Source organism: Nocardia arseniciresistens, from assembly GCF_046764875.1.
In the GTDB taxonomy this organism is placed as follows: domain Bacteria; phylum Actinomycetota; class Actinomycetes; order Mycobacteriales; family Mycobacteriaceae; genus Nocardia; species Nocardia arseniciresistens.
In genome coordinates this window covers 1-15,474 of the sequence record NZ_JBKORD010000029.1, presented here as the reverse complement: position 1 = coordinate 15,474, position 15,474 = coordinate 1, and the positions used below count along the sequence as shown (strand labels likewise).

Sequence of the window (15,474 nt, the reverse complement as noted above, 5' to 3'; positions counted from 1 at the left end):
ATGACAACTACCGACCATCCAGCACGGGTCGCAGGGCTCGCCTCGCAGGCCGCGGTCATCGCAAGGGACAAGCAGGCATGGGTCGCATTGTTCGCCGAGGACGGCATCGTCGAAGATCCCATCGGTCCTTCGGGTTTCGACCCCGAAGGCAAGGGCCATCGCGGCAGGGGAGCCGTCGCGGCGTTCTGGGACAAGGCGATAGCCAAGACCGATTCGATCGAGTTCCTTTTCGGCGATTCCTTCGCCTGTGGCAAAGAGATCGCCTTCACCGGCACCATTCGCTCCAAGCTCGGCGGCCATCAGATCGACGCCGACGGCGTGTTCACCTACAAGGTGGATGATGCGGGCAAGATCGTCGCGCTGCGGGCATTCTGGGAGGTCGACCGCGCGATGGCCACCGCAAAACCCATCAGCTGAGCTCGCTGCCTTGCTCCCTCGGGGCAGCATACCGAAGGGCCCTCGTACCGGCAAAGGAACTGCCGGATACGAGGGCCCTTCGGTATGCCTGTGCCCCTTCGGGTTTCGTCAGTGCGCGACCGGACAGCCCCCCGAGGACTTGTAGTCGACCTGGAACTCCTTGACGCCGTTGAGCCAGCCGGAACGCAGTCGCTTCGGATCGCCGAGCTTGGTGATATCGGGCATGGCGTCGGCAATGGCGTTGAAGATCAGATCGACCTCCATCCGTGCCAGGTTCGCGCCGATGCAGAAGTGGGCGCCGGTGCCGCCGAAAGACAAGTGCTGATTGTCCTTTCGGGTGATGTCGAACTTCTCCGGGTTCTCGAAGACGTCCTCGTCGAAGTTGGCCGAGCGGTACAGCATGACCACACGCTGCCCCTGCTTGATCCGCACTCCCCCGAGCTCGGTGTCCTCCAGCGCGGTCCGCTGGAACGAGGTGATCGGGCTTGCCCACCGGATGATCTCGTCGGCCGCGGTGGCCGGGCGCTCCTTCTTGAACAGCTCCCACTGGTCCGGGTGCTCCAGGAAGGCCGCCATCCCGTGGGTGATCGCGTTGCGGGTGGTCTCGTTGCCCGCGACGGCCAGCAGGATCACGAAGAACCCGAACTCCTCCGGCGACAGCTCATCGCCGTCGACATCCGCCTCGATCAGCTTGGTCACGATGTCGTCGGCCGGGCACTCCTTGCGTGCCGCGGCCATTTGGTACGCGTAGCCGAGGACCTCGGCGGACGCGGCGAGCGGGTCGGCCTCGCTCTCGGGGTCGTCGTATCCGGTCATGTCGTTGGACCAGGTGAAGACCTTCCTGCGGTCTTCCTGCGGGATGCCGATCAGCTCGGCGATCGCCTGCAACGGCAGCTCGGATGCGACCTGGGTGACGAAGTCACCGGATCCGGTCGCCACCGCCTCTTTAACGATCGACTCGGCCCTGGCCTTCAGTTCGGCGCGCAGACTGTTGATCACTCGCGGGGTGAACCCGCGCGAGATGATTTTGCGCAGCTTGGTGTGCTGCGGCGCGTCCATGTTGAGCAGGACGAACCGTTGCAGCTCGATCTGCTCGCGGGTGATGTCGTCGTTGAAGCGCGGGATCGAGGTGTTCTCGAAGGTGGAGAACACGTCACTTCGCCGCGACACCTCCTTCACGTCGGCATGCTTACTGACGACCCAGAAGCCGTCATCGTGGAAGCCGCCGACCTCGGGAGGCTGTGGATTCCACCAGATCGGTGCGGTCCGGCGCAGCTCCGCATATTCCTCGACCGGGATCCGCTCGGCGTAGATATCGGGGTCCGTGACGTCGAACCCCTCGGGCAGATTCGGTACAGCGTTCCGAGGGTCAACCACCAGATGTCTCCTTCGACAAACTGAAACACGTTCTACAATCATTGAAGCATAGGCTGGATAATGAGGGAAGAACTGGACCGATCCACCTGACGCTAACGTGGACACACGTTTCAGTTTTCTGTCCCAAAGGAAAGGTTGGACATGGGCACACCCGTAATCGTCGAGGCCGCTCGCACCCCGATCGGCAAGCGAGGGGGCTGGCTGTCGGGCCTGCACGCCGCCGAGCTACTCGGACTGACCCAGCGCGGACTGCTGGAGAAGGCGCATCTGGACCCCGCCCTCGTAGAGCAGGTTATCGGTGGCTGCGTCACCCAGGCCGGTGAGCAGTCCAACAACGTCACCCGAGTCGCGTGGCTGCACGCGGGCCTGCCGTGGCAGACGGGCGCCACCACCATTGACACACAGTGCGGTTCGGCGCAGCAGGCCAATCACCTGATCGCCGGGCTCATCGCGACCGGCGCCATCGACATCGGGATGGCCTGCGGCGTCGAGGCTATGAGCCGAGTCCCATTGGGCGCCAACGTCGGTACCAACGCGGGCCCGCGCCGGCCCGCGTCATGGAGCATCGACCTGCCCAATCAGTTCGAGGCGGCCGAGCGTATTGCCAAGCGGCGCGGCATTACTCGCGACGATATCGACGCACTCGGCGTCCGCTCGCAGCGCCGGGCCGCGCAGGCCTGGGCCGAGGGCCGCTTCGATCGCGAGGTACTTTCGATCACGGCGCCCGCCGCCGATAAGGAAGGCAACCTCACCGGCGAGAAGCTCGAGGTGACCAGGGATCAGGGCCTTCGCGATACCAACCTGGAGAGCCTCGCCAAGCTGAAGCCGGTGCTCGAGGGTGGCATCCACACCGCGGGAACCTCGTCGCAGATTTCCGACGGCGCCGCCGCGGTACTGCTGATGGACGAAAAGGCCGCGCAGCGAGCGGGATTGCGCCCGCGCGCCCGAATTGTCACACAAGTCGTGGTCGGCGCCGAGCCGGAGTTCCACCTCGACGGGCCCGTTCAGGCCTGCACGCGGCTACTGGAGCGCTCCGGCATGAATATCGGGGACATCGATCTATTCGAGATCAATGAGGCATTCGCATCGGTCGCACTTTCGTGGGCCTCTGTACACCATCCGGACATGGACCGGGTGAATGTCAACGGCGGCGCGATCGCACTCGGCCACCCGGTCGGCTCCACCGGATCTCGGCTCATCACAACGGCTTTGCACGAACTCGAGCGAACCGGAGGCAGCACGGGGATGGTGCTCATGTGTGCGGGTGGCGCACTGGCGACGGGCACGATCATCGAGCGGTTGTAGGCGTATCGACCAATTCCTTGCGATTGGTTGAACGTTCATCCCAAATGCGCCAAAACGTGTCGTACGCCACACAAAGGCCACTACAGACAAGTCGATGAGACGTCAGCTATCTTTAGGCTATCCCTCAACTGGAGGGCGAGACCGCTGCGACGGGCCAGAACCTGGGAACACCACCGCTTCGCAAGAGCCGTTGGGGCGACCCGCAAACGCCACGGTCGGAGTCACTTCACCTGGGCTGGACCTAGAAGCTTCAAGGAAATCCTGAATCAGGCGTAGGTTTTCAGTTACTGAGCCGCTAATATCAATGATACGTATCCGAGATAACGACTGTTAGTACAGCGAAGGGAATTGGGCGGCTCACAATGGCTGATTTCGCGGCGCGGCTGAACAAGCTGTTCGAAACCGTGCATCCCCCGGGGCGCAAGCCGCACACCAACGCGGAGGTTGCGGCTGCGCTGACGGCCTCCGGGCATCCGATATCGAAACCGTACCTCTCCCAGTTGCGGTCGGGGCAGCGGACGAATCCGTCGGACGAAACGGTGGCTGCACTGGCCAAGTTCTTCAAGGTCAAGCCGGACTACTTCTTCAACGACATCTACGCCGCCAAGATCGATCACGATCTTGAGTTGCTGTCCCAGCTGCAAGGCTATGGACTGCGGCGCTTGTCGAGTAGAGCGTTCGATCTGTCCGAAGAATCACAGAATCTCCTCACCTCCATGGCAGAGAAGTTGCGGGCAAGCGAAGGTTTGCCCGAAATTCCTCCGGATGGCACCGAATAGGTTCTCCTACTACGTAGTACGGTGCGCCCCGAGGGGCGCACCGTACTACGTCATGGGTTCGGGCGCCCCGAGAGTTATGGGCTGGCGGAGAGTGCGGGGGTGAGTTATAACCGTCCCCGCGACATACCCATGTGTGTACGAAACAGTTGATCGGATACCGGGGTGACTTACATCGAATCCGGCTCGGCGATCGCCGAGCCGGATTCGTTGTTATGTCAGGAGTTTCAAAACGGGGTTTCATCGAGAATGCGTCGCGATGATCGGTATTGGTGATCCGCATTGTGGCGAGTTGATCAATTCCGGACGTGCACGGGAGTTGACGCTTCATAGGCCCGCGCGATCGTCTGGACCCAACCGCGCGGGCTGATTCCCTCGGGTGGAGCAATCCATCGCGCGTCTACTACGGCGTCGCCCAATGGATTACGCGCCCACTCCGCGACCCGGTCCGCACGATCCACCGGTGACGAGGGCGGCGGGCCAGCGGCAGTCAACTCGATGCCGCCACCCGACTGCAAGTACAGCGCGTCCATGATCTGCGCCACGTGATCGGAAGCCTTGAGCTGTGTGGACGAGGTCTCCTGCTCGTGTGCGATCACCTCGGGGAAGCGCCCGATCATGGTGCGGTGCAGCGGCCGAATCTGGCTCAGTAGCACCCGCGCTCGCACCCACAGCTCGACCACGATCCATACCGCACCGAACGCGATGAGCAGACTCGCGATTTCCCACGCGGGCCAGGCCCACGCCGCGTTTCCCGGTGCTGCTCGCGGTGCATCGATGAATGCCCGGCGGATCTCCAGTACCGCGAGCACGGCCACGAAGGCAGTACCGGTGGTGTAGATCGCGATACCGCGACCGAGCGCCGTCCAGTCGAGATTACGCAGTCCGGTAATGACGATGAATGTGCTGCCGAGTGCCACGTAGATCCAGCCGAAAGTGGTCGACCAGGCCAGCGTGATCGCGATCGCGATCACACCGATGCCGTAGATCACCGTCGCTACCCGACGCAGGTTCTGTCGCGAGACCACCGGCCACGCCGCCGACGCGACCACCGAGGTGGCCGTGGCGAAAATCATCCACGCCGACACCACAACTCCGTCGGAAAGCATGGCGTTGCGCAGTCCGCGCGGCAGCAGATTGTCGATCGCCAAAGCAATCTCGGGGACCGCGACCGTTGCGGCGAGTGCGACGGCGGCTACCGCGACGACGATGGCGACCCGAGCTGTCGTCGCCGGCTTCACCAGCACACGGCCAACTCGCGCACCAGCGGCAACCCAGACCAGCAGGGCAGTCAACCAGAAGGTCATCCGAGTGCCTCATCGAATCGAAGGACCGAGACGCCTGCGCCCCGGCTGTTGAATACGCGCAGGCGGGTCATCAACATGGCGGCGAACGTCTCCGCCTCCCATTCGGCGAGTTCGTCGGCACCGTCTTCCATGATCTGCTGATGGGCCCGCTGGCTGAGCATGTAGGCGATCAAATCGTCGGTGGCCTCCAGCGTCACCTCTTCCGCGGGCGCGCCGTCGTGATCGAACACGATGTGCCCCAACTCATGCGCGAGCGTGTGATCCCGGCTCGGCAGCGCGGTGGCAAGCACGATCACATCCCGGTCCGGATAGAACCTGCGCTGACCGCAGACGCCGGGACCCAGTTGCGCACTGGCGATTTCGATATGCCGACGGCGCTCGCTCGCTATCGATGCGACAACCTCGTCGAGCGTCGTCGCATCGGAGTCCGCGGCGACGGCGCACACGGCATCGACCGCCGCGGCAACCCGCCGATAGGACCGCGAGCTGTTCTGCGTTTTGCTCTCACTCACGTCTGCAGCCCCTTACGCCCGCGGTCCGAAGAACTCGGCACGTGCCGCATCGATACGCGCCTGTGCGGCCGAAGCGCTTTGGAAACTCACTGCACCGGAACCGGTTCCGACCAATGCCATCGCGATGAGGCCACCGACCACCGACAGCAGCTTCGGCTTCGGCAGCCCGTCGTTCGCGCTGGTCGGACGCACGTCCGGGTTCTGCTTGGCGGGCGCTGCGGGCGCAGCCGCGATTGCGGGAGCGGGCGGCGGCGCGGGAGCGGGAGCGGGCGGCGCGAGCACGGGGATCGGCGCGATCTGCGGGGCCGCCGGGATGACAATGGGAGCGGGCGGGACGACCGGGGCAGGCGGGGCGGGAAGCGGTATCAGAAGCAGCAGCAGGGGGCTTGCCGAACCGACCGCGGCAGAACCAACGGCGGCGGAACCGACGGCCGCGGAACCGACTGCGGCAGAACCGGTTCCGATGCCCGCAGAACCGACGCCAGCGGAACCGACGCCCGCCGAACCCACTGCGGCAGAGCCGGTCGTACCGAGCGCCGAACCTGTGCCGAGAACAGCCGAACCGGTACCCACAACAGCGGAACCCACTGCGGCAGAACCGCTTCCGACCACGGCCGAGCCTGTGCCGAGTGCCGCGGAGCCGGTTCCGGCAACCGCGGAACCGGTACCGACGGCCGCGGCACCGAGCGCGGCCGAGCCCGTGCCGAGTGCGGCACCGAGTCCGGCGGAACCGGAGCCGAGCAGCGCACCGAGAATTACCGAAGTCGCCGTGGCCGAACCAGCGGCAGCCGAACCCGCGGCCGCCGAACCTCCCGCAGCGGCGGAACCCGCGGCGGCAGAGCCGGGAACCAGCGCCACCTCCGACGCGGCGTCGGTCGGCTCTACCGGAAGACCTACCGATGACTGCTGACCAGGGATGGAAAGCGGCTGCCAGACATCTCCGTTGTCATGGCCGGAGTTACCTGACGAGGCAGAATCGGGCTGAGCCTGCGCCGCGCCGCCGCCCCCGAGTAGCGCAATGCCGGCAACAGCCGCAACTACTGCGACTACACGCGACGTGCGACCAACGGCCATGCGCCAGACTTCCCCTCATTTGATTTAGCGCAGATCTTCGCCCGGTCGCAACGCACAGGTCCGGGACTTTTAACGGACGGCAGCCCATAGTAAACCCCCGCCCAGATCGGCGCAGACGGTCGGCCGAGGCGCCCCAGACGACACACCCGCCACGCTGAGGCTCACGCCGCCGACGCCCGTACGGTAATCCCGCACGTCCTTCCGCGTAAATACCCGAGCTCGGCACCAGCCGATTTCCCCGCCCGGTGACAATCCACGCAGCCCCACCCACCAGCACCGGGAAGCTGCGTGACCCGGGAAACGCACTTCGGCCAGGCCACGCACTTTCAGCCGAGCGCGGGTACCGCACAGCCCCACTCAGCGCTCAGGCGCCGTATACCGGCTCCGCGGGCATTGCTTTTGTGATCAGCTCGGCGACTACCGGGCCGAGTTCGGCGGGGGTCCAGCGGGCACCGCGGTCCACCGCGACGCCGTGACGCCAGCCGTCGGCGAGGGCCACCTTGCCGCCTTCGACCTCGAACATTCGGCCGGTGATGCCCGCGGACCCGGCGCTGCCGAGCCAGACGACGAGGGGGGAGATGTTCTCCGGGGCCATTGCGTCGAAGCCGTCCTCGGGCGCCGCCATGGTGTCGGCGAAGACGGTTTCGGTCATTCGGGTGCGTGCGGCGGGTGCGATGGCGTTCACGGTGACGCCGTAGCGGGCGAACTCGGCGGACGCGGTCAGGGTGAGGCCCGCGATACCCGCCTTGGCCGCACCGTAGTTGCCCTGCCCGACGCTGCCTTGCAGGCCGGCGCCAGAGCTGGTGTTGATGATGCGCGCATCGACGGCGCGGCCTGCCTTGGACTCACCGCGCCAGTATTCGATCGCGTGCCGCATGGTCGCGAAGTGGCCCTTGAGGTGGACTCGGATGACCGCGTCCCATTCGTCCTCGCCGAGATTGACCAGCATTCGGTCGCGCACGAAGCCCGCGTTGTTCACGAGCACGTCGAGGCCACCGAAGGTGTCGACGGCCTGGCGGATGAGATTGCGGGCGCCGTCCCAGTCCGCGATGTCGTCGCCGTTGTCGACGGCCTCACCGCCGAGCGCCTTGATCTCGGCGACCACCTGTTCGGCGGGGGTCTCCGAGGTCTGCGCGCCATCGAGCGCCGAGCCGAGGTCGTTGACCACCACACTGGCGCCTGCGGCGGCGAAGGCGAGCGCGTGCGCCCTGCCGATGCCGCGGCCGGCGCCGGTGACGATGACGATGCGCCCGGCGCAGATCTGCTCGGTGTCCATACCTGTTGTCCCTCTGTCGTATTTGTCTATTAGGTCAGGTCTGCCGGATCAGGCGTCGGCCCGTTGTGCACCGAGGGCCGCATTGGACGCTGCGAGGAAGGCTGGGCGCTCACCGCCGCCGTGCACGAGCAACGTCGCACCACTCACATAGGAAGCCAGTGGCGAGGCAAGGAAGGCGGCGCAACGGCCGACGTCGTCCGGCTTGGCCATCCGCCCGAGCGGGATCGTCTCGCCCACCGCGTCGATGCCGTCTTGATCGCCGTAGTGCAGCTCGCTCTGTTCGGTCTCGACCGGCCCGACCACGAGCGAGTTCACCCGGACCTTCGGCGCCCACTCGACCGCGAGGGAGCCGGTGAGGTTGTCGATGCCCGCCTTCGCGGCGCCGTAGGCGGCGGTGCCCGGCGAGGGCCGGTGCCCGCTCACGCTCGAAACCATCACGATGGATCCGCCGCTGGACTGCCGCTGCATCACCGCGTTCGCGGCCTGCGAAACGAGCAGCGGTGCGAGCAGGTTCAACTCGATGATCTTGGAGTGGAAGTTCTCGCTCGCGTCGGCCGCGAGGGCGAACGGCGCGCCACCGGCGTTGTTGATCAGGTGGTCGAGATGGCCGTGCCGCTCGACGATCGTCTCGACAAGCGCACGCACCGCATCCGCATCGCGCACATCACACGGCAGGTACTCGATCTCACGCCCGCCGCTGCGCACCGGTTCGTCGGCCGGGCGTCGAGCGCACGCAACCACGGTCGCGCCCGCGGCAAGAAAAGCCTTGCTCACCCCGGCGCCTATCCCGCGCACACCTCCGGTGACCAGAACGACGCTGCCGGCGAGATCGATTTCGAGTGCCACCGTGCTAACCTACCAAGCAACTGCTTGCTTTGCCAACATCCGCTGGCGACTGCTTGCAGGTCGGTCGAAAGAAACCGCGCCGAGCTAATCCGGCACGCACGATGGGATATGCGATGGGGATCAACCGTCACTCCGAATCAACAGGCATCACCGTGGTCACGGTCGATTACCCGCCGGTCAACGCCATACCGTCCGACGGCTGGTTCGCCATCGCGGACGAGATCCGCGCGGCAGGGCGCGATCAGGAGACCAAGGTGGTCGTGCTGCGCGCGGAGAACCGCGGATTCAACGCCGGTGTCGACATCAAGGAAATGCAGCGCACGCCGGGCCATCAGGCGCTGATCGACGCGAATCACGGTTGCTACGAGGCATTTGCGGCGGTATACGACTGCCAGGTGCCGGTGATCGCGGCCGTCCAGGGCTTCTGCCTCGGCGGCGGCATCGGGCTTGTCGGCAATGCCGACATCGTCATCGCCTCCGACGATGCCACTTTCGGCCTGCCGGAGGTCGACCGTGGCGCGCTCGGCGCCGCGACCCATCTGTCGCGACTGGTGCCGCAACACCTGATGCGGGCGTTGTTCTACACCGCGAGCACCATCACCGCACAGCAGTTGCAGCACTACGGCTCGGTGTACCAGGTCGTACCGCGCGCCGAACTCGACGCCGCCGCAATGGAAGTCGCCAAGAACATCGCGGCCAAGGACGGCAGGGTCATCCGGGCGGCCAAGCGCGCACTCAACGGCATCGACGTGCAGGACGTACACCGCAGCTACCGCTTCGAGCAGGGCTTCACCTTCGAGCTGAACCTGGCCGGTGTCGCCGACGAGATCCGCGCCCGCTTCGACGACGACCTGGCGGCGCGCAAGGCAGCCGAGAGCAAGGGGAACTAAAGCCATGCGGGACAAGCGAATGTCGCTCGACGAGGTCGTCGGCGAACTGCGCAGCGGAATGACCATCGGCATCGGTGGCTGGGGTTCACGGCGCAAGCCGATGGCCATGGTGCGTGCCATCCTGCGCTCGGACATCACCGACCTGACCGTGGTCAGCTACGGCGGCCCCGATATCGGGCTGCTGTGCTCGGCGGGCAAGGTCCGCAAGGCGTACTACGGCTTTGTATCCCTGGATTCGGCGCCGTTCTACGATCCGTGGTTCTCCAAGGCGCGCACCTCGGGTGCGCTGGTGGCGCGGGAAATGGACGAGGGCATGCTCAAGTCCGGGCTGGAGGCGGCCGCGGCGCGACTGCCGTTCCTGCCGACTCGCGCCGGGCTCGGGTCCGATGTCATCAACTTCTGGGACGGCGAACTGCGCACCGTCGCATCGCCGTACGCCGATACGGACGGCAAGACCGAGACCTTGATCGCGATGCCCGCACTGAATCTCGATGCGGCGCTGGTGCATCTGAATATCGGTGATCGGCACGGCAATGCGGGCTACACCGGCGTCGACCCCTACTTCGACGACCTGTACTGCCTTGCCGCCGAACGCCGCTATGTCTCGGTGGAGCGCGTTGTCGACACCGAGGAGCTCGTGAAAGCCGTTCCGCTGCAATCACTGCTGCTCAACCGCATGATGGTTGACGGCGTCGTGGAAGCACCCGATGGTGCGCACTTCACCCTGGCCGGTGACAACTACGGCCGCGACGAGAAGTTCCAACGCCACTACGTCGAGTCGGCCAAGACGCCGGAGTCATGGCAGCAGTTCGTCGACAAGTATCTGGCCGTCTCCGAAGCGGAGTACCAGGCCGCCGTTCGCGAGTTCGCACAGGAGGCGTCGAAGTGACGAGCACCGAGACCATCACAAGGGCCGAGATCTGCGCCGTCGCGTGCGCCGAAATCTTCAGCGGCGCAGGGGAAATAATGGCGAGCCCGATGTCGCCGATGTCGATCATCGGCGCGCGCCTCGCCAAGCTCACCACCGAGCAGGACCTGCTGCTCTCCGACGGTGAGGCACTGTTGTTCGCCGACACTCCCCCGCTCGGCGGCAAGTCGCCGATCGAGGGTTGGATTCCGTTCCGCAGGGTGTTCGACGTGGTGGCCTCGGGCCGCCGCCATGTGGTGATGGGCGCCAATCAGATCGATCGGTTCGGCAACCAGAACCTGTCGGCATTCGGTGCGTTGCAGCAGCCGACCAGGCAGATGTTCGGTGTGCGCGGCGCGCCGGGCAACACCATCAACCATGCGACGAGCTACTGGGTTTCGCGCCACACCAAACGCGTCTTCGTCGACAAGGTCGACATCGTCTCCGGCGTCGGCTACGACAAGGTCGATCCGACCAATCCCGCGTTCCGGTTCCACCACCTGCACCGGGTGGTCACGAACCTGGGCGTCTTCGATTTCGAGGGCCCCGATCACACGATGCGAGCGCGCAGCCTGCACCCCGGCGTCTCCGCTGCCGAGGTCGCCGAGAACACCTCCTTCGAAATCGCGGGCCTGGCCGACGCGGGCGAGACTCCGCTGCCCACCGCCGAGCAGCTTCGCATCATCCGTGAGGTGTTGGACCCCAAGAAGGTTCGTGAATCGGAGGTACCGGTATGAGTGGGCCGCTGCGCACCCCGCTGACCGAACTGGTCGGCGTCGAGCACCCGATCGTGCAAACCGGCATGGGCTGGGTGGCCGGGCCGAGCCTGGTGTCGGCCACCGCCGATGCGGGCGGCCTCGGCATTCTCGCCTCGGCCACCATGACCTTCGCGGAGCTGGAAGCGGCGATCGCGAAGACCAAGAAACAGACGACGAAACCGTTCGGCGTGAACATTCGCGCCGACGCCTCGGACGCGTCCGAGCGCATCGACCTGCTCATCCGCGAGCAGGTGGCCGTCGCGTCGTTCGCGCTTGCCCCCAAGCAGGACCTCATCGCCAAACTGAAAGACGCGGGCGTCGTGGTGATTCCGTCGATCGGCGCGGCGAAGCACGCGGTGAAGGTCGCCGCGTGGGGAGCGGACGCGGTGATCGTGCAGGGCGGCGAGGGCGGCGGACACACCGGCCCGGTGGCCACCACCCTGCTGCTGCCCTCGGTGCTCGACGCCGTCGACATCCCGGTCGTGGCGGCGGGCGGCTTCTTCGACGGCCGCGGCCTTGCCGCGGCACTGGCCTACGGCGCCGCGGGTGTCGCGATGGGCACCCGCTTCCTGCTCACCCAGGAAAGCACCGTGCCCGATGCCGTCAAGCAGGAGTACTTGCAACGGCAACTGCAAGACACCGTGGTGTCGCTCAAGGTCGACGGCATGCCGCACCGGGTACTCAATACCGAACTGGTGCAGCGCCTCGAGCATTCGGGCCGTTGGCGCGGCCTGTCCGCCGCGGTCGCCAACGCGGCCCGATTCAAGGGCATGACCGGCATGAAATGGTCGACCATGGTCCGCGACGGCCTGGCCATGCGAAAGGCCAAGGACCTCACCTGGTCTCAGGTCATCATGGCCGCCAATACCCCGATGCTGTTGCGCGCCGGCCTCGTCGAAGGCAACACCCACGCGGGCGTACTTGCCGCAGGACAGGTCACCGGCATCATCGACGACCTGCCCACCTGCCAGGAACTCATCGACCGCATCATCACCGACGCTGTGACACGAATCGACGCCATCGCCGGACTCAGAACAGCAAGGTAACCCCAGCGCGTCCTGACCGAAGCGTTCCCTTCGGTCTACCGACGAAAGCCGCCCAGGTCTCGCCGACCGGGGCGGCTTTCGTGTGCCTGCTAGTGGCTCTAACCCAAGCGTTCGATGATGGTCGCGTTGGCGGTGCCGCCGCCTTCGCAGATGGTGAGCAGGCCATAGCGACCGCCGACGCGCTCGAGTTCGTTGAGCAATGTGGCGAAAAGCTTTGCGCCGGTGGCGCCGAGAGGATGGCCGAGGGCGATCGCGCCGCCGTTGACATTGACCCGCTCCGGGTCGGCGCCGGTCTCTTTCAGCCACGCGAGGACCACCGGAGCGAACGCCTCGTTGATTTCGATCACATCGATGTCATCGATGGTCAGCCCGGATTTCTCCAGCGCCCACTTGGTCGCGGGGATGGGGCCGGTGAGCATCATGATCGGGTCGGCGCCGCGGGCGCTCACGTGATGGATGCGGGCGCGTGGCTTCAATCCATATGCCTCGACGGCCCATTCGGAGGCCAGCAGTGTCGCGCTCGCGCCGTCGGAGATCTGGCTGGCGACGGCGGCGGTCAGGGTGCCGCCCTCGGCGAGCACGGCAAGCGACGCCATCTTCTCGAGTGTGGTCTCACGCGGGCACTGGTCGATCCAGAAGTCACCGACCGGGACGATCTCCTTGTCGAAGCGACCGTTCTTGATGGCATCGCGTGCCCGCTCGTGGCTGCGAAGTGCCCAGCGCTCCATGTCTTCTCGGCTGATGTCCCACTTCTGGGCGATCAGCTGCGCGCCGTTGAACTGCGAAACCTCGCCGGTGCCGTAGCGGTGATCCCAACCGGTTGCCCCGACGAACGGGGAGTCGAAACCGTACTCCTTGCCCGCGATCATCGCCGCGGAGATCGGGATGGCGCTCATGTTCTGCACGCCGCCGGCGACGATCACCTCGGCGGTGCCGCTCATGATGGCTTGCGCGCCGAAATTGATGGCCTGCTGGCTGGATCCGCACTGCCTGTCGACCGTGACGCCGGGAACCTCCTCCGGGTATCCGGCGGTCAGCCACGCGGTGCGGCCGATATTGCCCGCCTGCGGGCCGATGTTGTCGACACAGCCGACGATCACGTCGTCGACGACCGCGGGATCGATTGTGTTGCGGTCCAACAGTCCTCGCAGCGCGGCCGCACCGAGGTCGGCGGGGTGCACGGCGGCAAGTGCGCCGTTGCGCTTGCCGACGGGGGTGCGCACCGCGTCGATGACGTAGGCGTCCCGCAACGGCGTGTAGGGACGACGGGCAGGTGCAGACATGAAGATCTCCTACTTGGTGCGTTCAGGGACTGTGAGTCCGTCGAGCACGATGGTCAGGTACTGCTTGGCAAGATTTTCGACGGTGATGGCGCCGCCCGGCTCGTACCACCGCACCGCGACCCATACGGTGTCGCGCAGGAAGCGGTAGGCCAGTTCGACGTCGAGTTCGGGCCGGAAGCTGCCGTCCTGCACACCGTTGGTCAACACCCGGTGCCAGAGCTCACGGAATTCGCGGTTGTATTCGTCGATGTAGGTGAACCGCTCCGAGCCGCGCAGGCGCTTGGCCTCGGCCTGGTAGATCGCCACCGCGGCGTGCCAGTGGTCGAATGATTCGTAGGAGGCAAGTACCAAGGCTTCCAAGGTGTCTCGCGAACTGAGCCCGGAACCGACGATCTCCCGGTAGCGTCCGAACAGGTCGTCGAGGAAGCCGCGCAGGATCTCATCGACCATCGACTCCTTGGAATCGAAATGGTGATAGAGGCTCCCGGATAGGATTCCGGCCGCATCGGCGATATCGCGCACGGTGGTCGCGCGTAGCCCCCGCTCGGCGAACAGCTGGGCCGCCAGTGCGAGCAGTTCGTTGCGCCGTGCTGATTTCGAGACGTCTGGTGCGGTCACCTGGCCATAATACAACCAAGCATTTGCTTGGTCGAGACGACACGCCTTCCCGTCACCAGTCGAGCAGCCGGACGGCCTGCGACATGCCCATCAGCGCTGCGAATACCGCAGCGGTGACGAGACCGACAGGTCCGCGAGCAGCCGCTCACAGATCACCTCGGGCGCGACACCCGCTCGCGCCATCCGCGCGACGAGGGCAAGGCGGCGCTCGCAGCTGTCCCACTCGAGGGTGAGCTGGCCGCGGCCCGGCCCCGCGTCCACCGTCGCCGTCACCCGCGGCGGACCGAAGGGCATCGCGACCTCATTCAGCTTCAGCACCATGCCGCGCTGCCAGGCGTAATAGGTGTCCATATCCGCACCGACGACCAATTTGTCGGTAGCGGCGCACAGACCCTTCGCGATCTCGTCCGCGAACGTGACGCGATCGAACCGGAACTTCCGGCACTTGCTGACCAGCGCGAGCAGATCGGCACGCACCTCACCGAGCAGCGCCTTCTGCCGCTGCCTTCGACCGTCCCGATCGGCGGCGGGCGCACCCATCTCGGTGTTGAGACCGATCCGGCAGGCACGCGCGTGATCGCGTGCCATATCCGAGCGCAACGCACCGCGCGGATCGCGCGCGACCTCGCCCTCGTCGACGGCATACCATTCCAGAATTTGCGCGGCCCTTATCGCGGTCGCCCCCTCGGACACATGGTCGATCAGTTCGGCACCGAGAGTCAGCGCGGCAAGTACCAAGCTGTCCAGGCGACGCCTGGTCAGCACCACCTCGCGCACCAATTCGAGTTCCAGTTGCTCGCGGGCAAGTGGGCGATCCAAGCCCATAGCCATCGCCCCTTTATGGGAGTGCCGGATCAAACTACCCCCAAGCATGGCACACCCGACGCGCCGACGCGCCATCCTTTTTTTACCTGATCAGACGCCCACTTTGCCCTAGAAAGCAGAGGTCGGAATGCATTTATGCGCTGCCGACCACCCACAGCGCGACTCTTCCGAGCGCTGTTCACGATCAGCTCGCAGGGCACAGGGCACAGGGCAGTAGTCGCATGCCTCCCCACCGACGCGCCCACTGGGCACGACCA

At 65.7% G+C, this 15,474-nt stretch carries 16 protein-coding genes; 7 read left to right on the top strand and 9 right to left on the bottom strand.

Annotated features, from left to right (window positions below):
- Positions 1–417 (top strand): nuclear transport factor 2 family protein, encoded by a 417-nt coding sequence (locus ACLMAJ_RS36245; RefSeq protein ID WP_412018430.1) that lies wholly within the window; start codon positions 1–3, stop codon positions 415–417.
- Positions 418–525: 108 nt separating this feature from the next.
- Here ACLMAJ_RS36245 and ACLMAJ_RS36240 read toward each other — a convergent pair whose 3' ends face one another.
- Positions 526–1,836, bottom strand: a complete 1,311-nt coding sequence (locus ACLMAJ_RS36240) for a cytochrome P450 (RefSeq protein WP_412018429.1) — start codon at positions 1,834–1,836, stop codon at positions 526–528.
- 99 nt (positions 1,837–1,935) lie between these two features.
- Here ACLMAJ_RS36240 and ACLMAJ_RS36235 point away from each other — a divergent pair, with 99 nt between their 5' ends.
- Both ACLMAJ_RS36235 and ACLMAJ_RS36230 read left to right on the top strand, forming a co-directional pair.
- On the top strand, positions 1,936–3,099 hold the full coding sequence (locus ACLMAJ_RS36235) for a steroid 3-ketoacyl-CoA thiolase (protein ID WP_412018428.1): 1,164 nt from the start codon (positions 1,936–1,938) through the stop codon (positions 3,097–3,099).
- A 362-nt stretch (positions 3,100–3,461) separates the two neighbouring features.
- Positions 3,462–3,878, top strand: coding sequence for a helix-turn-helix domain-containing protein (locus ACLMAJ_RS36230; protein ID WP_011207048.1), 417 nt, complete (start codon positions 3,462–3,464; stop codon positions 3,876–3,878).
- 293 nt (positions 3,879–4,171) lie between these two features.
- Here ACLMAJ_RS36230 and ACLMAJ_RS36225 read toward each other — a convergent pair whose 3' ends face one another.
- The 5 genes from ACLMAJ_RS36225 to ACLMAJ_RS36205 all read right to left on the bottom strand — a co-directional run bounded on the left by ACLMAJ_RS36225 (position 4,172) and on the right by ACLMAJ_RS36205 (position 8,890).
- The gene (locus ACLMAJ_RS36225; protein WP_412018427.1) at positions 4,172–5,182 is read right to left on the bottom strand and encodes a hypothetical protein; all 1,011 of its coding nucleotides are present in this window, start codon (positions 5,180–5,182) and stop codon (positions 4,172–4,174) included.
- Positions 5,179–5,694 carry an ImmA/IrrE family metallo-endopeptidase gene (locus ACLMAJ_RS36220; RefSeq protein WP_412018426.1) on the bottom strand — a complete coding sequence of 172 codons (516 nt, stop codon included), beginning with the start codon at positions 5,692–5,694 and terminating at the stop codon, positions 5,179–5,181. The genes ACLMAJ_RS36225 and ACLMAJ_RS36220 overlap by 4 nt, the downstream gene beginning before the upstream one ends.
- A gap of 12 nt (positions 5,695–5,706) precedes the next feature.
- Entirely contained in the window at positions 5,707–6,768 is a 1,062-nt protein-coding gene (locus tag ACLMAJ_RS36215; RefSeq protein WP_412018425.1) for a TrbL/VirB6 family protein, read from the bottom strand.
- A gap of 364 nt (positions 6,769–7,132) precedes the next feature.
- Entirely contained in the window at positions 7,133–8,044 is a 912-nt protein-coding gene (locus tag ACLMAJ_RS36210; RefSeq protein WP_412018424.1) for an SDR family oxidoreductase, read from the bottom strand.
- 48 nt (positions 8,045–8,092) lie between these two features.
- Positions 8,093–8,890: an SDR family oxidoreductase gene (locus ACLMAJ_RS36205; protein ID WP_412018423.1), complete on the bottom strand. Its 798-nt coding sequence runs from the start codon at positions 8,888–8,890 to the stop codon at positions 8,093–8,095.
- Positions 8,891–9,003: 113 nt separating this feature from the next.
- Here ACLMAJ_RS36205 and ACLMAJ_RS36200 point away from each other — a divergent pair, with 113 nt between their 5' ends.
- The 4 genes from ACLMAJ_RS36200 to ACLMAJ_RS36185 are packed head-to-tail and all read left to right on the top strand — an operon-like array spanning position 9,004 to position 12,491.
- A complete protein-coding gene (locus tag ACLMAJ_RS36200; protein WP_412018422.1) occupies positions 9,004–9,780 on the top strand; it encodes an enoyl-CoA hydratase family protein in 777 nt (258 codons plus the stop codon).
- A 4-nt stretch (positions 9,781–9,784) separates the two neighbouring features.
- Entirely contained in the window at positions 9,785–10,669 is an 885-nt protein-coding gene (locus ACLMAJ_RS36195; protein WP_412018421.1) for a CoA transferase subunit A, read from the top strand.
- Complete coding sequence (locus ACLMAJ_RS36190; RefSeq protein WP_412018420.1) at positions 10,666–11,424, top strand: CoA-transferase subunit beta; 759 nt, start codon at positions 10,666–10,668, stop codon at positions 11,422–11,424. The genes ACLMAJ_RS36195 and ACLMAJ_RS36190 overlap by 4 nt, the downstream gene beginning before the upstream one ends.
- Positions 11,421–12,491, top strand: a complete 1,071-nt coding sequence (locus tag ACLMAJ_RS36185) for an NAD(P)H-dependent flavin oxidoreductase (protein WP_412018419.1) — start codon at positions 11,421–11,423, stop codon at positions 12,489–12,491. The genes ACLMAJ_RS36190 and ACLMAJ_RS36185 overlap by 4 nt, the downstream gene beginning before the upstream one ends.
- A 98-nt stretch (positions 12,492–12,589) precedes the next feature.
- On the opposite strand, the gene ACLMAJ_RS36180 is transcribed toward ACLMAJ_RS36185, so the two are convergent.
- The 3 genes from ACLMAJ_RS36180 to ACLMAJ_RS36170 all read right to left on the bottom strand — a co-directional run bounded on the left by ACLMAJ_RS36180 (position 12,590) and on the right by ACLMAJ_RS36170 (position 15,217).
- The gene (locus ACLMAJ_RS36180) at positions 12,590–13,774 is read right to left on the bottom strand and encodes an acetyl-CoA C-acetyltransferase (RefSeq protein ID WP_412018418.1); all 1,185 of its coding nucleotides are present in this window, start codon (positions 13,772–13,774) and stop codon (positions 12,590–12,592) included.
- Between the two features lie 9 nt (positions 13,775–13,783).
- Complete coding sequence (locus tag ACLMAJ_RS36175) at positions 13,784–14,392, bottom strand: TetR/AcrR family transcriptional regulator (protein WP_412018417.1); 609 nt, start codon at positions 14,390–14,392, stop codon at positions 13,784–13,786.
- 90 nt (positions 14,393–14,482) lie between these two features.
- The gene (locus tag ACLMAJ_RS36170; RefSeq protein WP_412018416.1) at positions 14,483–15,217 is read right to left on the bottom strand and encodes a hypothetical protein; all 735 of its coding nucleotides are present in this window, start codon (positions 15,215–15,217) and stop codon (positions 14,483–14,485) included.
- Positions 15,218–15,474 lie beyond the last annotated feature (257 nt).

Coding starts and splice junctions, on each gene's coding strand:
- ACLMAJ_RS36235 (WP_412018428.1), top strand. CDS start 1,936: ATGGGCACACCCGTAATCGTCGAGGCCGCTCGCACCCCGATCGGCAAG.
- ACLMAJ_RS36240 (WP_412018429.1), bottom strand. CDS start 1,836: ATGATTGTAGAACGTGTTTCAGTTTGTCGAAGGAGACATCTGGTGGTT.
- ACLMAJ_RS36215 (WP_412018425.1), bottom strand. CDS start 6,768: ATGGCCGTTGGTCGCACGTCGCGTGTAGTCGCAGTAGTTGCGGCTGTT.
- ACLMAJ_RS36180 (WP_412018418.1), bottom strand. CDS start 13,774: ATGTCTGCACCTGCCCGTCGTCCCTACACGCCGTTGCGGGACGCCTAC.
- ACLMAJ_RS36195 (WP_412018421.1), top strand. CDS start 9,785: ATGCGGGACAAGCGAATGTCGCTCGACGAGGTCGTCGGCGAACTGCGC.
- ACLMAJ_RS36170 (WP_412018416.1), bottom strand. CDS start 15,217: ATGGGCTTGGATCGCCCACTTGCCCGCGAGCAACTGGAACTCGAATTG.
- ACLMAJ_RS36200 (WP_412018422.1), top strand. CDS start 9,004: ATGGGGATCAACCGTCACTCCGAATCAACAGGCATCACCGTGGTCACG.
- ACLMAJ_RS36225 (WP_412018427.1), bottom strand. CDS start 5,182: ATGACCTTCTGGTTGACTGCCCTGCTGGTCTGGGTTGCCGCTGGTGCG.
- ACLMAJ_RS36185 (WP_412018419.1), top strand. CDS start 11,421: ATGAGTGGGCCGCTGCGCACCCCGCTGACCGAACTGGTCGGCGTCGAG.
- ACLMAJ_RS36210 (WP_412018424.1), bottom strand. CDS start 8,044: ATGGACACCGAGCAGATCTGCGCCGGGCGCATCGTCATCGTCACCGGC.
- ACLMAJ_RS36245 (WP_412018430.1), top strand. CDS start 1: ATGACAACTACCGACCATCCAGCACGGGTCGCAGGGCTCGCCTCGCAG.
- ACLMAJ_RS36230 (WP_011207048.1), top strand. CDS start 3,462: ATGGCTGATTTCGCGGCGCGGCTGAACAAGCTGTTCGAAACCGTGCAT.